Genomic DNA, 19,594 nt, shown 5'->3' on the forward strand with positions numbered 1-19,594 from the left:
CGCAGTACTAAACGATGGCGGTTCTCTGAAGCAGTCCGGGCAGGGCCAGCAGAAGCAATCGTAGTACCGAGAAAGGATGAGCCGCAAAATTGCGAACCTGATCACTGCGGCTTTCGCCGTAGAGGCACCAGTTGCAAAAGTGTTCACAGTTGTTGGTCAGCAGCCGGTATTGATTTTCACCTACCCGAGAGAGCGCTCGCCGGATGATTTCTTCTCGTTCGAATCTGACTTGCTGGGCGCTCTTTACCCAAAGCCGTTGCCCGGACGTAAACCGTTGCAGTGTCAGAACTTCTATAGGGCCTGCGTGCAAACCGGAGTAGAGCCCTGAGTAGTGAACGACTTGGTATTCACCCAGGTAAATCCCATGATGGTAATAGCCGTTTCGTGAGGTGATGAGGTGGCTCCCAATGGCGACCTCTGCCTCAGCTTCCCAGTCCCAGTCTTGCCATTGGCTGGTACGGAGCTCTTCTACTGCAGCGAATTTATAGGAGATGTTCATCATGTTCCGCCTTACTGGGCATGTGTGAGTGCTCTTGTTGGCACTCCCACCTCAGTTAATTCAGAAGCGTTGGAACGATATTGAACATCTGCACCGAGCGGGACTATCCGCTGGGCGCTAAACCTGTCCATGACGTGCAGAAAGATTTCTGATTCGCAACTGACTTGAAGACAGTGCTTTTTCCTCCTTCGAAAACGCCAAATAGCCAAGAAAAAAACGTTGGACACCTAATGTTTGCGGGGGGATTCTAGGAACCAATGAATCAAGCTTCGCAGCAGGCTTGAACACTTGAAAGCTGTCTGGCATGCCCATTGCTTGAGTAGGTAGAAGGCCCCGATGAGGGCACATAAAGAAACGGACATGCATACAGGTTATCCGGTTAACGCAGCGACTATCCTTATCCTGCAAAACCTCGGTAACACTACTGTGCGCCATGCCTTGAAACCGTGCATGCAAGTGAGTCGACCATGGGCCTGAATCTCATCCCGGAGAGTTGCGGCAGTCTCTTTGACAGAGCTTCGCTGTTCACTCCTAAAAACCAGTTATTTCTTCTCAATGACCTGGATGCCATTCGTGACGGAGTCAGTAGCGTTTTCAAAAAACACGAACTGCGCTGTATTCAGGAAACCGACCGCATCAGCGCACGGATGCACCATGTCAGTCGCGGGCATTTGTCCCTGAACCGACTGGAATATGGAGCCCGGGTAAACATCGATCCCGGTCGCCTTGAAGATTTCTTTTTAATCCAGGTTCCCATCAGCGGAAAGGCACGCATCATTTGTGGCGGACACGACTTCATCTCCTCCCCCAACATAGCTTCCTTGATTTCACCGAACCTGCCGTTATCGATGTGCTGGGATGCCAATGCTCCCCAACTGGCACTTCGAATCGAACGTGACGAGGTTGAGTACCATTGCGCTCAACACCTTGGACATGTGATGGACAGACCACTGGAGTTTAATCCTGAACTCGATCTGACCACCCCAGGCGGAAGCTACTTGCTTCAGCTGATTTCCATGCTCGCAGATGCAATTACATTGGATGAACATCCGCTCCACCACTCTCTGGTGCTCAAACAGTTCGAGTCAGTCCTGATCAATGCATTGGTCTATGGCCAACCCAATAATCTGCGAGAACAACTGGAGGGTGCCAGTAAACCAAAAGCACTCCTGCCATTTTTCGTCAAAAGGACCGAGGAGTATATGCGGGCTCATGCGAATGAACCGCTGAGCATAGAGCAATTGGCCGAGCACGCAGGAGTCAGCGTTCGCACATTGTTTGCCGGCTTTCGCGATTTTTGTGACACCACGCCCATGGCCTACCTGCGCAACCTGCGATTGGAGCAGGTGCATCTTGAATTGAGCAGTCATAGCCATGACGCTTCAGTAACCGATATCGCGCTCAAATGGGGCTTTGCCCATTTGGGACGGTTTGCTCAGGAATATAAAAAACGTTTTGGCGAGGCACCTTCAACGACGCTCAGATTCCGACGCTGATATCGGCCCAGACACCCACGACCTGCCAATAGAATTGGTCGTAGGCGCTCTGATTGTGCAGCTCAGGTGTCAGTTTGTACGCCAGCCACGCGAGCCTTCCTCTACGAATGCTCCGCTTGTGACCATCCATCCCGAAAAGATCACCCCGATTGTTCAGGATTTCAAAATCTTGATACTTGCGAAGGTTGACTCATCACGTGCCTGATCCAGCAAGCTCATCGGCCTTGCCAATGGCAAAGCCTGCGCAATCGATCTTGCTGTCACTAGCGGTTGCGTTTCCGCCACCAGGCGCTCGTCGCTGGGTGGAATGCCGAAACACTCGCGATAGCACTTGGAAAAATGGGGGGTGGACACAAAGCCACATACCACCGACAACTCTACGATGGAGATCGGCGTTTGCTTGAGCAACTGACGTGCGCGAATCAGGCGCAGTTTGAGGTAATACCGCGAAGGCGAGGAATGTAGGTATTTCTGGAACAACCGCTCAAGCTGTCGACGCGACAAGCCGACGTAATTCGCCAGTTCGTCCAGATCAATCGGCTCTTCCAGATTGGCCTCCATCAAGGCGACGACTTCCTGCAACTTTGGTTGATGGGTACCGAGCATGTGCTTGAGGGGCACTCGTTGGTGATCCTGCTCGTTGCGGATTCGCTCGTAGACGAACATTTCGGAGATGGCCGCTGATAGTTCATGACCATGATCGCGACTGATCAGGTGCAGCATCATATCCATTGGCGCCGTTCCACCAGAGCTGGTGAAGCGATCTCGGTCGAGGGTGAATAAACTGGAGCTGAGGTTCACTAGCGGGAAAGCTTCCTGCATGGCGGCCAGAAATTCCCAGTGCACACTGCAATCGAAGCCATCGAGCAGGCCCGCCTTGGCCAAGGCCCAACTGCCAGTGCACACGCCGCCGATCCGCTTCGAACGTCGCGCCAGGGCTCGCAACCAGGTTACGTGCTCCCGGGTCACAGCGCTTTGAATGCCAATGCCACCGCAGACGATCACGGTATCAAGCATCGGTGCGTTAATGATCGAGGTGTCCGGAGTGATCGGCATGCCGTCGCTTGCCCAGACCTGCTCTCCCCCCAAACTCAAGGTATGCCAACGATAGAGCTCTTGACCGGTCAACTGATTGGCCATTCGTAGAGGCTCTACTGCAGACGCCAGCGAGATCAACGTGAATTGGTCCAGCAGCAAGAAACCGATAGTTTGGGGAGGAGCGGCCTTGGAGGTGTCGTATGCCATCGAAGATTATTCTCGCAGTGACGGTAGTGGCCCGTGGCGCAGGCGGCTTTTGCCGCCTCGCCACTGGTCGAGCACTGATGAGGTCGCCAGCAGGTTTACGCTGGAGATGGCTGCTATGCACTTTCCGCCGACACCGCCCGCTGCGGCTGACCATGGTGACGCGTAGTCACAAGGCCGATAAAGGAAATCACCAGCGCCAGGCCGATGGTCGAAGAAACCTCCATACGGTGCTCGGGGGTCACCATCATCACCGCCAACGCAGCGCAGATGAACACGATGACCAACCAGGTGAGCCAGGGAAACAGCCACATCTTGAAAGTCAGCGTGACGTTCTGCCGACGCAGAATCCTGCGCATGCGCAATTGCGACACGGCGATAACCAGGTACACCAGCAAGGCGATGGCGCCGGAACTGGCGAGCAGAAACTGGAACAGTCCGGCAGGCATGAAATAGCTGAACAAAGTCACGCCGGCACCCAGTATGGTGCTGGCGATCACCGCAGCTCTCGGCACGCCCGCCGACGACGTCACCTTCAGCGGCTCCGGTGCATCACCGCGCTTGCCCAGCGAGAACAGCATGCGCGAGGAAATATAGATCGAGGAGTTCATGCAACTGGCCACGGCAATCAATACCACCACATCCACCAGTAACTTGGCGTGGGGAATGTTCATCAGTTCCAGCGCTCGCTGGTACGAGCCCACCGACGCCAGCAACGGATCATTCCAGGGCACCACGGAAATGACCACGAAAATGGACAGCAGGTAGAACACCCCAATGCGCCAGATCACCGAACGTGTGGCTTTGGCAATGTTCTGCGCAGGATTGCTGGATTCGGCGGCAGCAATGGTCACCGCTTCTGTACCGATGAAGCTGAACATGATGGTGATGAATGCCCCTACGACCGCTGACAAGCCGTTGGGCGCAAACCCGCCATGTTCCTCCATGAGTCGACTCAACCCGCTGGCTTCCCGCTCGGGAATCCAACCCATCAACACCGCAAAACCAAGACCGATAAAGCCGATGATCGCCACGACCTTGGCCATCGCAAACCAGAATTCGAACTCGCCGTATTTGGACACGCTGAACAGGTTAGTCACGACCAACAGGATGATCGACAGCAAGGCAAACAACCAGGTATCGATCTGCGGGAACCATTGATTCATGACATGCCCGGCCGCGAGCGCTTCGATCGGAATCACCAACACCCAGAACCACCAGTAGAGCCAGCCGATGGTGAAACCGGCCCAACGCCCGATCGCCTGATCGGCATAGGTTGAGAAAGAACCGGTGTCCGGGTTGGCCACTGCCATTTCGCCCAGCATGCGCATGACCAATACGACCAACAGGCCGGAGCACAGATAAGCCAGCAATACCGCCGGACCGGCAGCAGCGATGGCATGTCCCGACCCGACAAACAAGCCTGCGCCGATAATCCCCGCGATGGAAAGCATGGTGACGTGTCGCGGCTTGAAACCCTGTGCCAACTGACCGTTCGAATCTTTGGAGTTCAGGCTATTCATTGTTTTTTTTTGTTCTCTGGTGATCGACGTTAGCGCGTGCTGACTGAGGGTCAGGCGATCATCATTTCTTCCTGTTGCCCCTTATCGAAAGCGGCGAACCTCAGCGCTTTGGAGCATTCCCCATCAGTCAACGCAACTGCACACTGACATGAAATGACACGCCACCTTACGCGCCCACTCATCCACGCAAGTAGCCTGAGCGCGCCACGTGCGAGTCTGATTTCGACATGCATCAGTGCGTAGGGTCTCTGGCCTTCAAGAAGAGATCCCTCATCCAACCGATAAATTGACCGCCGGAAGTAGACTTTAAGGCCCCACATCTTCTTTTCCGACGTACAACCTGTCCTTTGGGAATTACTTCTTAATCTTTCACTCATTGCTGCCGATGCCTCTAGATTAGGGCATAGGAGCAATACAGATGAGAAACAACCAACCGGTTACGCAGCGCGAGGTTGCCCTTGGACCTCAACAAAAACTCATCTCGACAACGGATGCACGAGGTGTCATCACGTACTGCAATGACGCCTTTGTTGATATCAGCGGTTTCAACAAGTCCGACCTGATCGGCGCACCTCAAAACATCGTTCGTCACCCCGACGTACCCTCCGCCATCTTTGCCCATATGTGGGGCGCGCTGAAGCAAGGCAAGCCGTGGATGGGCATCGTCAAGAACCGCTCCAAAAACGGCGACCACTACTGGGTCAACGCCTACGTCACGCCGATTTTCGAAGGTCGTGAGGTCGTTGGCTATGAATCGGTCAGGGTCAAGCCGACGGCCGAGCAGATCCGCCGCGCCGAAGCCCTCTATAAACGCATCACTCTTGGAAAATCAGCCATTCCCGGCAGCGATCAATGGCAACCCGCCCTACTCGCCTGGTTGCCTGTTGTGACGATCGGATTGGTGGGGACGCTGGGCGGCATGTTCCTCAGTGCGCCTGAGGCTTTCATTTTGGCCGTCGGGGTATCGATTCCCATCGGGTTGCTTGTGTCCCGCAGACAAAACCGAGGGGCGCTGCATCTATTGGAAATGGCTGAGGCCTCAACCTCCGACTCGTTGCTGGCCAAAATGTACAGCGATGAACGCGGTCCTCAGGCACGCCTTGAAACGGCGTTTGTCAGTCAGGCGTCTCGGCTCAAGACCTGCCTCACTCGGCTGCAAGACACGGCAGAGCAACTGACCAGTCTGGCGGGGAGATCCGATGGCCTCGCCGCCGATAGCTCTCGTGGACTGGACCGCCAACGGGTCGAGACCGAGCAGGTGTCGGCCGCAGTCAATCAAATGGCGGCCACCACCCAGGAAGTCGCCAGCCACGTCCAGCGTACTGCCGACGCCACTCAAGAAGCCAATGTGCTGACCGGACGTGGACGCGAGGTGGCCCGAGACACTCGAGAAGCCATTCAGCGCCTCTCCGTCGTGGTGGGCGAGACAGGGCTGACAGTGGCGCAGTTAGCCAAGGACAGCCATGAAATCGGGACGGTGGTGGATGTCATCAAAGGCATTGCCGATCAGACTAACCTGCTCGCGCTGAACGCAGCCATCGAAGCCGCGCGCGCGGGCGACATGGGTCGAGGCTTCGCGGTCGTCGCTGATGAAGTGCGTCAGCTGGCCCAGCGCACGACTCAGTCCACGATCCAAATCCATAACCTGATTTCCAAGTTGCAGGTCTCATCCAGCAACGCGGTTAAAACCATGGAAAACGGACAGCGACAGGCCGAAGAAGGCGTGGCGTGGGTGCTTGAGGCAGACAAGGCATTAGTCGGTATCAGTGAGGCCGTCGCGAACATCACAGACATGACGACCCAGATTGCCGCTGCGACCGAAGAGCAAACCGCCGTGGCCGAGGAAATCAGTCGCAATATCACGACCATTGCTAATCTGGCGGACCAAACATCTGAACAAGCCAGGCATTCGGCGGAGCTGAGCAAGGAATTAACCCAGACCGCTCAAACCCAGTATTCATTGGTCGAGCGATTTAACCGATAACCCATCAACTTTCTTAAAAAAAGCCCGCTCCTGCGGGCTTTACAGTTCAGGCGCCTGATCAACTACTTTCCAATAAGTTTTGGCAAGGCGCTCAAAACGCTAAATGCCGGGTCAGTTGATCAACCGGCGGTGACGGTCATGCCGCCGTCGGCCATGACCACGGAGCCGACGATGAAGCTCGCGCGGTCCGAGGCGAGAAATGCCACAACTTCGGCGATTTCCTCAGGCTGCGCGGCACGACCAATGGGGGCTGCTTCACCGTGCTGGGCCAAGAAGCCAGGGCCGTCGTCAACCACGTCGTTGAGGATGTTGGTCACCACGTCGCCGACGCCGATAGCATTGACTCGAATGCCATGCTCAATCGCCTCGAGCGCCAGCGTGCGGGTCAACTGGGCCAATGCCCCTTTGGAAGCGGTGTAAGCGGCAATCGTTGGGAATGCGAAATAGGATGCGTAAGAGGCTATGTTGACGATAGCTCCCGATTTGTTGGGCATCATTGCCTTGACCGCTTCGCGGCAATGCAGGAAGGCCGCGGTTACGTTGACCGCCTGGATGCGCTCCCAGTCTGCGCGGGTCATGTCGATGACTAACTTATTGATGATGATCCCGGCGTTGTTGACCAGTATGTCCAGCCGACCGAACTTCTCGACGGCCAAACCAACTGCGCGCTCGGCGACGCCGTCTTCGGTAATGTCGGCCACCAGTGGCACTAACCCGGGGCGGGCGAGTTCTTCGACGGAAGGATTGCGGTCTTCAGCAATGACCTTGGCGCCACGCGCGTGCAGCAACAATGCGATAGCCTTGCCGATGCCACTGGCGGCGCCGGTGACCAGCGCGACCTTGCCTTCGACTTCGTTAGGAATGCTGTGATTGATCTCAGTCATGGTGCTCTCCTGCCTTGCAAGCCGACGAGATATTCGGCGGCTCAGCGCCTGTGAGGCGCCGTCGTTATCGACGGCTTCACTGTCTCGCAATGGGGAGGGTTGGGCTTTCGCAGGCTTGCCGAAGCTGTCGGAGTTTTGCGCCAACGTTAAAGCGTCTGATGGAAGCCGAGGCTACGGTATTCTATTGACGCCAGCCCCCCATCTGAGGGTGTTTCAATGGAGCCTCCTGTGCCCCAGCCCGAAAATGAAGTCCTGAAACCGATCGATGCTCAGCGCATCACGGCCGAATCGATGCCGCATCATCTGCCGGGAACACCGCAAGTGTTGCCGCTGCTCACGCAGATGCAGGATGTGATGGTGCAGTTGTTCAGCCATCACAGCACCGTCGAGCCGATACTGGTGCCCGCCGTGGTGGAGCCTCTGCTGGTATTGGTCCTGGCAGGAACGGCCAGGGTCGAGGAACGCTCGCTCGATGGGGCATGGAAAGCCGTCAATGTGCAGGCTGGCGACTTCTTTCTCACCAACACAAGCGAGCCCTATGAGATGCGTTGGCAGACGATGGGGTGCGACACCTTCGAAGTGATGCATCTGTATCTCGGCCTTCCACTGATCGACCAGGCTGTCCGTGACCTTCTGGGCGAGCACACCGTTGCGGTGAACTTCCTCGATATCTCCGGTGCCCAGGATGAGCGGGTAAATTTCATGCTTAATCAGCTGCGCTTCGAGCTGATCGAGGAGCGTAATCCCAGCCTGTTGTTCATACACAGCCTGGCTCAGGCGCTGACCGTTCATCTGATACGCCGTTATCTCGATCCGCACACCACTACCCGGCGCAGCAACGCACTACAAGCGTACAAGCTGCGCCGCGTCATCGATGCGATGAACGAGCACCTGGCCGATGACTTCCGCCTTGCGCATTTGGCTCAAATCGCCGATTTGAGCGAGTATCACTTCAGCCGGATGTTTAAGCGTGCCACGGGGCTGTCGCCATCGCAGTACTTCATCCGCCTGCGTATCAGTCGCGCCCGGCATCTACTGCTTGAGACCGATCGCAGCATTATTGATGTTGGATTGGAGGTCGGTTATGCCAGCCCCAGCCATTTCTCCCAGGTTTTTCGTCGCGAGGTGGGTGTCACGCCCAGCGCCTACCGCCAAGCGTGACATGCCCTACAGTTTCTGCGAGGCGCTCGCTCTAATCGAGTATCCCCCCTGCGCGATTAGTGGATCTTGAGGTTTGCCGCCAGAAAGTCCATGAAGGCTCTGACGCGTGTGGGCAACTTTCCTCCTTGCCCTACGTAAACCGCATGCACTTCAGTCTTTGCGATGGGCATGAAGTCCTCTAAAACCGGGAGAAGGCGGCCGTCCGCCAGATCGTGCTCGACCTGGCAAAACCCTACGCGCGCGAGGCCGAGGCCGAGGATTGCAAGTTCCCGTATTCCATTGCCGTCACTGGCCCGTGCGTTACCGGTAACGGACACCGGTGTTAGCTGGCCGTTTGCGCCGACGAAGCTCCACTCCATCATCGGTGGGCTGAAGGTGAACCCCAGACAGTTGTGATCTACAAGATCGGCTGGAGTTTTGGGTATGCCGCGTGCTGCAAGGTAGGCCGGCGATGCCACGATAAGACCTCTCGTCTCGCCCAAACGCCTGGCCACCAGATTGGAGCTTTTGAGCGGTCCGCTGCGGATGGCCACGTCAGCCCGTGCGCTGATCAGGTCGACGACTTCGTCGCTGAGGAAAACCTCCACCGATACTCCAGGGTGGTGTTGCAAGAATGTCTTCAATAGGGGCAACAGATACAAACGCCCGATATCGACGTTGCAGTTGACCCGCACTACTCCCTGAGGCGCGGAGCTGGCTGCTGCCTCCTGCTCGGCCTCATCGAGCGCCGCCAGGATAGTCAGGCTGCGCTCATAGAACGCGGCCCCTTCAGGCGTGAGCAACTGCCGCCTTGTTGAGCGATTGAGCAAACGCGTTCCCAAGCGGTTTTCCAGCCTTGAGACAAGCTTGCTGACCGCTGATGGGGTCATCGCACAGTTCTTGGCGGCAGCCGTGTAGCCGCCATCTTCAACGACCCTGACGAACACGTTCATTTCAGCGAAGCAGTTTATGTCCAACCGTCTCATATGAATTCAAGTCACAAGTTGTATGCCCCAGAACCGGCTATATCTGCCGCGTTGCCACTCATACTCTAATCCAGAGCCTGAAAGGCGGACGTGAAATTCAGCAAATGACGAGCCACCACTTGGATACCAAGTTTGGAGGGTGAGATGAATAGCGAGATAAAACTGGTCCTGATTCACGGTGCTCAGGATGAAGAAGGACTGAACACTGCACTGCTGAAATGGGTTTCTGATGTTTTAGCGCAACGTGCTGAGTTCGAGCCTTGGTTTATAGAACCTGCCAACCTCATAGCCAAGTCAGACAATGTGGCAGTTATACAGCGACAGGAAAGTCTTCGCCATTTGGCCGAAGCTGATGCATTCCTGATCATTACATCGGAACTGGCCAATGTTTATCACTCCGAGCTGAAAGCATTCATTGAGCAGGTTTCAATTCGCTGGCAGGCAAAACCGGTGGCATTCATCGGCTACGGCGGGGCGTCGGGTGGACGTTGCGCAATTGATCAGCTTCGCCAGGTACTGGCCGGACAGCACGCGGTACCCATCTGCAATTTCGTGTCGTTCCCTAATCCTTGGGCGCTAATCGATGAGGCCGGGGGTATACGTCAGCCTGATCAAGCCAGGCTTCCAATGGCTCGAATGCTGGTACAGCTGAACTGGTGGGCGAGAGCCCTGAAGGCTGCGCGACAACAGATGCCCTATGAACGGGTGAGCTAAGCCTCAGTGCAAAAGCGCCGCCGCAGAAATGGGCAAAGGTTACGCAGTATCCGACTAACAGAAACTTGTTGCCCGTCCCTAACCTTGTTTCCAGACCCGCTTCCTGGGCGAACAGAAGAGGAAACCGATCATGTTGAACATCAAAGACAAAGTCATCGCAATCACCGGCGCAAGCAGCGGTATCGGTGAGGCTACCGCGCGACTGCTGGCTAGCCAAGGCGCGAAAGTAGTGCTTGGCGCTCGTCGTACCGACCGACTGGAAAGGATTGCAGGCGATATCAACGCCTCCTGCGGCAGGGCTGAATTCCGTGCTCTGGACGTCACAGACCGAAAGGATGTCCAGGACTTCATCGACTTCGCCGTTACCCGGTTCGATCGTGTTGATGTGCTGGTGAATAACGCTGGTGTGATGCCTCTTTCCAAACTTGAGGCACTCAAGGTGGATGAGTGGGACCGTATGATTGACGTGAACATTCGCGGAGTGCTGCACGGTATCGCTGCCACGTTGCCGCTGATGCAGCGCCAACGGGCTGGGCAGATCATCAATATTGCCTCTATTGGTGCCTATGCAGTGAGTCCGACTGCGGCCGTTTACTGCGCCACCAAGTACGCTGTCCGGGCCATTTCCGAAGGCCTTCGTCAAGAGGTTGGAGGCGATATTCGGGTTACCGTCATCGCTCCTGGTGTTACTGAGTCCGAGCTAGCCGAGAGCATCTCTGATGAGGGCGGTCGCGCAGAGATGAAAGAGTTTCGCAAGATCGCGATTTCGGCCGACGCCGTAGCAAGAGCAATTGCCTATGCCATTGAACAACCTGCGGATGTGGATGTAAGCGAGCTGATCGTTCGGCCCACGGCGAGCCCTTTCTGACGGAGTGCGCAATTACGGCGCTGGTCTTGCTGCCTGGCGCCCCAGCTTTCCAATTCGACTAGATGCCATTCCGAACGCCATGCGAGGCGATCAGCGTATTAAGCCAATCAAGGAGCAACGATATGACTCATTCCTCAAGCGATCAAAACAGCTATGTCGGTATGTGGGTTACTGTGGATGGCCGCATACGTCATGAACTGCTTGCCGGTGGCCGCTATGACGAGGCCCGTGGCGATAAGAAAAGTGCCTACCAAGGGCGTTACTGGCTCGAAGGAAACCACATCGAGTATGTAGACGACACAGGGTTCACCGCCGACGGTGAGTTCCGTGATGGGGTTCTCTATCACGCCGGCATGGTTCTGTATAAGGAACAGGAAAATAGAGCTGGCAACTAGCACCGAAACGGCGGCAGCTGTAGTCCGGACCGGGGTTGCTTTTTCTTCCTGTCGCCACTGTCAACGATGGGCTGTGGATTCAACCGGATCGACCTCGTCTCTACCGCCACATCACCTACAGCTGTCGATCAGGTGTTGGACGGTGATTGCGGCGTATCGGGATTGAGTTGCTGACGTCTGAATTGCCCAGGTGGCTGGCCATGTATCTGGCGAAAGCGTCGGGAGAAATAAGCCTCGTCAGCGAACCCGCACAACCTCGCCACCTCCCCCACCGGCCGGGTTCCATTGAGCAAGTAATTGCGCGCCGCGTGCATCCTGCGCTCGAGCACCAGCTCAGTGAAGGTCTTGCCGATTTCCTTGCGCAACCAGTGCGTCAGATACGTCGGTGACAGGTAGGTCGCAGCAGCCACCTTGATCAGGTTGAGATCAGGGTCGGCGATATTTTTGCGCAAGTATTCGGACATCCTGCTCAGCGCATCGCGGCGGCTGACTTCGGCGGCATTCTCTTCGGCCAATCGTTTGAGCGGCTCGGCATACAAGGCACAAACGCTCCCCACCAATTGCAGCAGCAACCCCTTGAGCATCTCGCGGGTGCCAAACTGACGGTTCTCATCCAGGGCTCGCATCTGTTCGATCAAGGCACAGACTTTGCGGAAGTCCTCATCGCCCAGAATGAAATCCAGATGTTCCTGAAAGCGGAATGGCGACAACTCCGGCGCCAGGAGAATCGAGACTTCCTCCAGATCCATCGGGTCACACTGCAAGTGCGGTAGCAGGAAGGTCTGGGAAAAATTGATCACCATGAAATTGCTGTCGGCCGGATGCGGAATCACGTGCACGCGATGCGGCAGGATGAAGGCCAGCGTATTACGCGGAAACGGACGTTCGACATTACCGATGTGCTGCACGGTATCGCCACCGAGGTTGATCTGGATTTGGAAATACTCATGGCGATGCGGACTGGTTTCGGCGCTCCGACCCTTTTTGTCGCGGATGTAAAAGTCCGTCAATTCGCTGCGTTGCTGCATGACGTAAGTGGGCACTCGACTCGGTGACAACATCGCCTGAGGATCCTCGACAGGTACATGGACAGGTTGTCGTCGCGCCGCAATGCCGGCGGCGACTGCGGTGATTGTGAAGGCAGACCCCGCCGGCTTCAACACGTCATAGGACGACAACGAAATGCAGAGAATTAATTGTATCCGTGTGTGATGTGCCGCCTGTCCAAAAAAGCTACCTGCACACAAAGATAATTAATCGTTTAAAAACAACAACTTTTGAAACAAATGAAGCATAAACAAGGAAATGTGCTGATTTGTTTTTTCTTGGACACATGCATTCATCGCCTTTTTCAGAAGAAAAAACGATCTAACGCCTCCGTTGATTTTGAGATGTTGTACGACCACTGTGATAGCCAATGCAGCCCGAACCTTCCAAAAACAATCAAAAGGTGCGCACGTGATGAACCTGTTTTTCCCCCTCGCCAACCCTCCCCCGATCGAGCCAGTCCGAAGGCGTATCTGAGCGCCTGACAACGGCTGTCCGCGCCTCTCATGCAAGTAGCGATTGCTCTGCCCCGGCACTGCGGGCACGGCTTCGGCTGCGCGCGAACATCTCGATTCTTCTAACAATAAAAAGGTCTACTCATGTCGAACTCGCAAACCTCCCCGCCCACCGCGCCGTCGGTGAGCGCCAGCGCCCGGGACGCCCTGCTGCCTCAACGACTGCCGACGCGTCGGCGCTGGTTCATGCTGTCATTGCTGCTGATTGCGACCATCATCAATTACATCGACCGCGTAAACATCTCGATTGCCGCACCGTTCATGGCCAAGGATCTGGGCCTGGACAAGATCGAAATGGGCCTGATTTTTTCCGCGTTTGCCTGGACCTACGCACTCGCCTTGGTCCCCGCCGGGTTCATTGCCGATCGCTTCGGTTCCCGGTTCACTTACGGGGTGTCGCTGATCAGTTGGTCGACGGTCACCGTGTGCCAGGGCTTTGCCACAGGATTCGCTTCGCTGTTCGGGCTGCGTCTGGCCGTCGGTGCCATGGAAGCTCCAGCGTTTCCGGCCAACAGCCGAGCGGTCACGGTGTGGTTCCCGGCCCGCGAACGGGGCCTGGCCAGCAGCATTTACGTGTGTGGCCAATATCTGGGCACGGCTCTGTTTACCGGCGCACTGTTATGGCTGGCCACGACCTATGACTGGCGCCATGTGTTCTACAGCACCGGAATACTCGGCATTGTGTTCGGTGTGATCTGGCTCTACGTGTACCGCGATCCGCTGAGCTGCAAGAACGTCAGCCAGGAAGAACTGAAGTACATCGAAGCCGGGGGCGGACTGGTCAAGAGCAGTCAGGAACGCACCCGGTTCAACTGGCGGCAGATCGCCGAGTTGTTCAGCTATCGGCAGATCTGGGCGATTTGCATCGGCAAGTTCGCCAGCACCTCGGCGTTGTATTTCTTCCTGACCTGGTTCCCGACGTACCTGATCGAAGAACGCAAGCTGACCATGATCAAGGCCGGGATCTTCGCGGTGCTGCCGTTCGTGGGTGCAACGGTCGGCATTCTGCTGGCCGGCATCGTCTCCGACTTGCTGATACGCCGTGGTTACTCAATGTCCTTCGCTCGCAAGTTGCCATTGGTGGTCGGATCGATGCTGGGCATGTCGATTGTGCTGGTGAATTTCACCGACTCGAATGTGATCTGCATTGCCGTGCTGGCCATAGCCTTCTTCGCCCAGGGAATCGCTTCGTCGTCGTGGGCGGCCGTATCGGAAGTCGCACCCAAGGAACTGATCGGCCTGACCGGCGGAGTCACCAGCCTGGCCGCCAACATCGGCGGGATCGTCACCCCGATCGTGATTGGCGGCATCGTCCACGCAACCGGCTCGTTTGCCTATGCCTTCTGGTTCATTGGCGGCGTGGCGTTGATCGGGACCTTGTCCTATTCGTTGCTGCTCGGTCGCTTGTATCGCATCGAACTCAAGGCGCGCTGAGCCAAGAAACCGTTTTTCTCCAACACGAGGCGGCTTTCGTCCAACTTTGCAAAAGATTGCCGCCGTACGCTGACGCTTCAAACAGGACGACATAAAAATGACAATGACTGAGTACGTGTTTACCCCGGATCTGCCCGTGACCTTGCCGGTTGCCGGCAGCCAGCAGCGCTTTCCCGTTGGCCGGGTATTTTGCGTCGGCCGCAACTACCCTTGGCCAGACACCCAAGGCCAGTCCCGCCAGCCGCCAGTGTTCTTCATGAAACCGGCGAGCAACGTGGTGGATGCGGCGGGTGAAGTGACTTTCCCGCCGTTGACCGAAGAGTTTGTCCACGAAATCGAATTGGTCGTGGCCATCGGTGAAGGCGGCGCCAATATTCCGCAGAGTCAGGCGCTGGCCTATGTCTGGGGCTATGCCGCCGGTCTTGATCTGACCCGTCGTGATGTCCAGCGCGCGGCCAAAAGCAATGGTTTGCCGTGGGAAGGTGCCAAGGTGTTCGACGGCGCCGCGCCGATGACCGCCATCGTGCCGGTGACTCGCGCCGGGCACCCGGATGGCGATGTGTGGCTGAACGTCAACGGCGAAGAGCGCCAGCGCGACAGCCTCGACAGCCAGATCTGGTCGGTCAGTGAAATCATCAGCCGCATCTCACAGTCGGTAGCGCTGCGGGCCGGTGACCTGATCATGACTGGCAGCCCGGCAGGCGTCGATGTGCTGCAACCGGGCGACATCATCAACGCCGGGATCGACGGCATCGGCCAACTGGAAATGCGAGTCGGTCAGCGATCTTGAACCCGGCTCACGCCCTCGTGAATTGAAAAAGGAGATAACAACATGAACAGTCCTTTGAAAGTGGCCCTGGTTACCGGCGCCGGCAGCGGAATCGGCCGCGCCGTGGCCCTGGCTCTGATGGCCGACGGATTCACCCTCGTAGTCGCCGGACGTCGGCCGGAGCCATTGCAGGCATTGGTCGACTTAGCGCTCAGCGAAGGACACGAAGCGTTGGCGGTGCCCACTGATGTGCGTGATCCGGCCAGTGTCGATGCGCTGTTTGCCACCATCACCGAGGTATACGGACGCCTTGACGTGGTGTTCAACAATGCCGGGGTCAACGCCCCCGCCGTGTCGCTCGATGAGCTGACATTCGAGCAGTGGCGAAACGTGATCGACACCAACCTCAACGGCGTTTTCCTCTGCGCCCGTGGTGCCTTCGGGCTGATGCGCCGGCAACAGCCACAGGGCGGACGCATCATCAACAATGGCTCGATCTCGGCGCATACCCCACGCCCCTTCAGCAGCGCCTACACCGCCAGCAAACACGCGGTGCTGGGGCTGACCAAATCCCTGGCCCTGGACGGGCGAGAATTCAACATCGCCTGCAGCCAGATCGACATCGGCAACGCCCTGACCGAAATGTCGGTGCGCATGACCAAAGGCGTGCGCCAGGCCAACGGCACCATCGCCGTGGAGCCGATGGTGGACGTCAAGCATGTGGCCGATGCGGTGCGCTACATCGCCAGTCTGCCGCTGGAGGCGAACGTCCTGAACATGACCGTCATGGCCACTGCCATGCCGTTTGCCGGTCGCGGTTAAACCGGCCTTTTTATTCCGTTACGCGAGGTTTACATGAAGCCAGAAGTCTTGCAGCTCAGCCCGATCCTGATCCCTGAAATCAACGCGCGGCTCGATGAGTTGTTTACTGTCAGACGTTACTTCCAGCAGGCCGACAAGCAGGCTTATTTACAGGAACACGGCGCGAACATTCGCGCAGTGATCACCGGCGGGCATACCGGTATCAGCCAAGGGCTGATGGCGCAATTACCGAAACTGGAAGTGGTGGCGGTCAACGGCGTGGGTACCGATGCGGTGGATCTGGCGTACGCCCGGGATCGCGGAATTCGCGTGACCGCAACCATCGGCGCGCTGACCGAAGACGTCGCCGACCTGGCCATCGGCTTGTTGATTGCCGTGTGCCGGGGTCTGTGCACCAGTGATCGTTATGTGCGTTCAGGGCAATGGCCCCATAGCCCGACACCGTTGGCCCCGTTGCCGTTGGCGCGTCAGGTGTCGGGCATGCGCATCGGCATCGTCGGCATGGGCCGGGTCGGCCGTGCAGTGGCGACCCGGGCCGCAGCGTTCGGCTGCCCGATCAGTTACACCGATCTGCAGCCGATGAACGATGTGAACCACACTTTCATCGCCGATCTGAAGCAGCTGGCCAGCAACAGTGATGCGCTGATTCTCGCGGCCGCTGCCGACAAGGCTGAAGCCATCATCAATGCCGAGGTGCTGCAGGCGCTGGGCAAGGACGGGTATCTGATCAACGTGGCGCGCGGCAAGCTGGTCAACGAGGTCGATCTGGTGGCGGCGCTTGCCGCTGGTGAGATCGCGGGTGCAGCGCTGGATGTGTTTGTCGATGAACCGAACGTTCCCGAGGCACTGTTTGCCAACGAAAAAGTGGTTCTGCAGCCTCATCGCGCCAGTGCGACACTGCAGACCCGCACGCGGATGGGAGAAATGGTGGTGGCGAGCCTGGTGGACAGTTTCGCCGGGAGAATACCGCAGGGTTCCGTGACTGACTGAAGGTTGGCCGCCGAGGAGATGTTGCGTCCCCTCGGCGGCTCGGTGTCAGGTAAACAGATCGACGCCCAATCCGAGCTGCGACGATTCCGGTGAATACCCGATCTGCAGGCGCGGAGGGTTGAACCACCGCGATGCGCACCAAGGGAATTTGGAGGCGAGGATCTGGAGGCGAAGCGCTCAGTCGGGGAGAGACCCTCAACATTGATAGCCTGTTCAACAGCCGCACCGATTTCCGACAGACAATTTCTACAAATAGCCAGCAACTGCGACTTGATTACGTCCCAGCGCCTTGGCTCGATACAGTGCTTTATCAGCATTGTTCATCAAGCTGTGCAGATCTTTATCTCCGGCATCCGTCGACGCTACGCCGAGGCTGGCTGTTATGCAGTGAACAGGCTCGATCATCAATCCAGCAATAGTCTGGATGAGCTGTTCTGCAATCTCGACGGCGGCCTCAATGGAGGTATCCGGGAGCAGAACTGCGAATTCTTCTCCACCTAGCCGGCCGTGGATATCCGTTGCACGAAAGGATGAACTGATGACCGCACCCATTTGGCGCAAAACCTGATCCCCAACCTGATGGCCGTAGGTGTCGTTGATATGCTTGAAGTGATCCATGTCCAACATTACGACGCACAACCCTAACCGGTTGGTTTCGCATTCGTTGTAGAGCTGCTGGGCATGCTCGAAAAAAGCTCGTCGACTTTTCAGGCCGGTCAGTTCATCAGTTTGTGCTGCACGGGTTGAAATGCTGTTCGCATGTTCCATTTCACGGGTTAGTCGAAAGGCGGTTTCCAGTGCTTCGGACATTTTCCGTGTAGCGCGGGCAACAAATGACGCGAACACCAAAACCGAGAGTGCCATGCCGACTTGAATCATGGACGATTGAAACAGCAGCCAGGCGGTGCACGGCAACAGAACCAGTCCGATGGACACGAGTGTCATATAGAGGTAGGCCGAGTAGCAGGACACCGCGCTGACAGACATCCCGACAGCAAAGAGCATGACCAACGCCTGCGACAAAAGATCGTCTGCGGGCATGACAACGAATGCACCTCCCCCCCAGATACTGGCGGACAGCACGAGCGTGCTCCAGTATTTGCGCTCCCAGCGTTGAGGCGTACGCTCACTTTCGTCGCTGCGAAAATAGGCAACAAACATCGAGATGCGCAACAGCGTCGATCCGGTCAGTATGGCCAGCCACCAAAGAACAACGCTGTGTTCAAAACGATCCCAACACAGCCAACACAGCATGATGGCAGCGAGGTAGCTACCAAAAACCGCCGAAACTGATTGGCGAAATAGTTGATGCAATCGGTCAGTTCGCACCTGCTCGGCTATGAAAAACTCTTGGTCATTCCGAGATCCTGGGCAGTCCATGTGATCCACCTGATCATGACTCAACTAAAAAAAAGCGATTGTGGCACCCTGCCACTAACGCAAACAACCGAATTACGCTCGTGGCCGTCCGCAAAGTTCCTGGAGAATGCCCCCATCTCGTAGCCAAGCCCGAACGCCGACACGTTCAATGAGCTGCGCTCCTGTCGACCCATGAGGAAGAGTGCCCACTTACATCGACTTGACTGACACCACTTCCACAAACCTGAATTTTGTTCTGGCCGCCTTAGTAGCTTCTTGCTCTGCAACCAGGGAGCTCAGCGTATCGGCCTCATGTACCATCTCGTGCATCTCGCCTTCAAATTCATTTCCCACCCGCAGCGTGACTCTCAACCTGGGCGTGAAGCCTTTTGAGACTATCTTTTTCTTCGCTGCCTTTACCGGTTGCACGATCACGACATCCGGGACGGAGTCTTGCACGTGTGAGGTAATTGCCGGCGCAAGGGACTCCGAATCACCGAACAGTGCCCGGCGCATCTCTTCTTCCGTCAATTGTGTATTCATATCATTTCTCAGAAGGGTGTTATCTATAACCTGACGGATTCTATCAGCATGACCGGACTCTGTAGTAAAGCGTCGCAGGGCAGGCCTGAAGCGGTAAAAGGCCAGCAGATACCGGCGAGCGTCAGCGTCTGCCGGAACAGGCGTACCAATCGGCAGATCTGAATAAGGAACTGACTTTTGCCTGCGCTTTCGTATCCGCCCTGTCATGCCTTCGTCACATCCACCCAGCACAATGCCGTCAGCCAAAGGGATTTGGCCCTATCAACAGAAAGCCCGGCTAAGTGCCGGGTTTTTTCGTTTCATCGACATGCTTTTCACGAAGTACTCACAGAACGGAGCGCAGATTGAACGGACAAAAGGATTTGACCCCATACAGAGAGCCCG

18 protein-coding genes are annotated in these 19,594 nt (G+C 56.7%); 10 read left to right on the plus strand and 8 right to left on the minus strand.

Annotated elements, in window-relative coordinates; all coding sequences use genetic code 11:
- Positions 1-7: 7 nt before the first annotated feature.
- Positions 8-499 carry a lecithin retinol acyltransferase family protein gene (locus tag DFS28_RS10125; protein ID WP_158539673.1) on the minus strand — a complete coding sequence of 164 codons (492 nt, stop codon included), beginning with the start codon at positions 497-499 and terminating at the stop codon, positions 8-10.
- Between the two features lie 467 nt (positions 500-966).
- Between DFS28_RS10125 and DFS28_RS10130 the strand changes: the two genes are divergently transcribed.
- Positions 967-1,995: an AraC family transcriptional regulator gene (locus DFS28_RS10130; RefSeq protein ID WP_111449625.1), complete on the plus strand. Its 1,029-nt coding sequence runs from the start codon at positions 967-969 to the stop codon at positions 1,993-1,995.
- Between the two features lie 153 nt (positions 1,996-2,148).
- On the opposite strand, the gene DFS28_RS10135 is transcribed toward DFS28_RS10130, so the two are convergent.
- Positions 2,149-3,240: a GlxA family transcriptional regulator gene (locus DFS28_RS10135; RefSeq protein ID WP_111449626.1), complete on the minus strand. Its 1,092-nt coding sequence runs from the start codon at positions 3,238-3,240 to the stop codon at positions 2,149-2,151.
- 113 nt (positions 3,241-3,353) lie between these two features.
- A complete protein-coding gene (gene gabP / locus DFS28_RS10140) occupies positions 3,354-4,760 on the minus strand; it encodes a GABA permease (RefSeq protein ID WP_111449627.1) in 1,407 nt (468 codons plus the stop codon).
- A gap of 478 nt (positions 4,761-5,238) precedes the next feature.
- On the opposite strand from gabP, the gene DFS28_RS10150 reads away from it, so the two are divergent.
- Positions 5,239-6,744 carry a methyl-accepting chemotaxis protein gene (locus tag DFS28_RS10150; protein WP_371922167.1) on the plus strand — a complete coding sequence of 502 codons (1,506 nt, stop codon included), beginning with the start codon at positions 5,239-5,241 and terminating at the stop codon, positions 6,742-6,744.
- Positions 6,745-6,863: 119 nt separating this feature from the next.
- Here DFS28_RS10150 and DFS28_RS10155 read toward each other — a convergent pair whose 3' ends face one another.
- Positions 6,864-7,628: an SDR family NAD(P)-dependent oxidoreductase gene (locus tag DFS28_RS10155; RefSeq protein WP_111449630.1), complete on the minus strand. Its 765-nt coding sequence runs from the start codon at positions 7,626-7,628 to the stop codon at positions 6,864-6,866.
- Positions 7,629-7,844: 216 nt separating this feature from the next.
- Here DFS28_RS10155 and DFS28_RS10160 point away from each other — a divergent pair, with 216 nt between their 5' ends.
- Positions 7,845-8,789: a helix-turn-helix domain-containing protein gene (locus DFS28_RS10160; RefSeq protein WP_111449631.1), complete on the plus strand. Its 945-nt coding sequence runs from the start codon at positions 7,845-7,847 to the stop codon at positions 8,787-8,789.
- Between the two features lie 56 nt (positions 8,790-8,845).
- Here DFS28_RS10160 and DFS28_RS10165 read toward each other — a convergent pair whose 3' ends face one another.
- Entirely contained in the window at positions 8,846-9,754 is a 909-nt protein-coding gene (locus tag DFS28_RS10165; protein ID WP_111449632.1) for a LysR family transcriptional regulator, read from the minus strand.
- A 144-nt stretch (positions 9,755-9,898) separates the two neighbouring features.
- Here DFS28_RS10165 and DFS28_RS10170 point away from each other — a divergent pair, with 144 nt between their 5' ends.
- The 3 genes from DFS28_RS10170 (at position 9,899) to DFS28_RS10180 (ending at position 11,731) form a co-directional block, all read left to right on the plus strand.
- Positions 9,899-10,468 carry an NADPH-dependent FMN reductase gene (locus DFS28_RS10170; protein WP_111449633.1) on the plus strand — a complete coding sequence of 190 codons (570 nt, stop codon included), beginning with the start codon at positions 9,899-9,901 and terminating at the stop codon, positions 10,466-10,468.
- A gap of 130 nt (positions 10,469-10,598) precedes the next feature.
- Complete coding sequence (locus DFS28_RS10175; protein ID WP_111449634.1) at positions 10,599-11,336, plus strand: SDR family oxidoreductase; 738 nt, start codon at positions 10,599-10,601, stop codon at positions 11,334-11,336.
- 122 nt (positions 11,337-11,458) lie between these two features.
- Positions 11,459-11,731 (plus strand): Atu4866 domain-containing protein, encoded by a 273-nt coding sequence (locus DFS28_RS10180; RefSeq protein ID WP_111449635.1) that lies wholly within the window; start codon positions 11,459-11,461, stop codon positions 11,729-11,731.
- Positions 11,732-11,859: 128 nt separating this feature from the next.
- On the opposite strand, the gene DFS28_RS10185 is transcribed toward DFS28_RS10180, so the two are convergent.
- The gene (locus tag DFS28_RS10185) at positions 11,860-12,792 is read right to left on the minus strand and encodes an AraC family transcriptional regulator (protein WP_111449636.1); all 933 of its coding nucleotides are present in this window, start codon (positions 12,790-12,792) and stop codon (positions 11,860-11,862) included.
- Between the two features lie 585 nt (positions 12,793-13,377).
- Between DFS28_RS10185 and DFS28_RS10190 the strand changes: the two genes are divergently transcribed.
- The 4 genes from DFS28_RS10190 (at position 13,378) to DFS28_RS10205 (ending at position 17,308) form a co-directional block, all read left to right on the plus strand.
- On the plus strand, positions 13,378-14,727 hold the full coding sequence (locus tag DFS28_RS10190) for an MFS transporter (RefSeq protein ID WP_111449637.1): 1,350 nt from the start codon (positions 13,378-13,380) through the stop codon (positions 14,725-14,727).
- 97 nt (positions 14,728-14,824) lie between these two features.
- Positions 14,825-15,517 (plus strand): fumarylacetoacetate hydrolase family protein, encoded by a 693-nt coding sequence (locus DFS28_RS10195; protein WP_111449638.1) that lies wholly within the window; start codon positions 14,825-14,827, stop codon positions 15,515-15,517.
- A gap of 42 nt (positions 15,518-15,559) precedes the next feature.
- Positions 15,560-16,318, plus strand: a complete 759-nt coding sequence (locus DFS28_RS10200) for an SDR family oxidoreductase (RefSeq protein ID WP_111449639.1) — start codon at positions 15,560-15,562, stop codon at positions 16,316-16,318.
- A 33-nt stretch (positions 16,319-16,351) separates the two neighbouring features.
- The gene (locus DFS28_RS10205; protein WP_111449640.1) at positions 16,352-17,308 is read left to right on the plus strand and encodes a 2-hydroxyacid dehydrogenase; all 957 of its coding nucleotides are present in this window, start codon (positions 16,352-16,354) and stop codon (positions 17,306-17,308) included.
- Between the two features lie 246 nt (positions 17,309-17,554).
- Here DFS28_RS10205 and DFS28_RS10215 read toward each other — a convergent pair whose 3' ends face one another.
- A complete protein-coding gene (locus DFS28_RS10215) occupies positions 17,555-18,688 on the minus strand; it encodes a diguanylate cyclase (protein WP_111449641.1) in 1,134 nt (377 codons plus the stop codon).
- A gap of 189 nt (positions 18,689-18,877) precedes the next feature.
- Positions 18,878-19,210: a hypothetical protein gene (locus tag DFS28_RS10220; RefSeq protein WP_111449642.1), complete on the minus strand. Its 333-nt coding sequence runs from the start codon at positions 19,208-19,210 to the stop codon at positions 18,878-18,880.
- Between the last annotated feature and the right edge of the window lie 384 nt (positions 19,211-19,594).

The sequence above is a fragment of the Pseudomonas sp. 478 genome, assembly GCF_003254125.1.
Taxonomy (GTDB): domain Bacteria; phylum Pseudomonadota; class Gammaproteobacteria; order Pseudomonadales; family Pseudomonadaceae; genus Aquipseudomonas.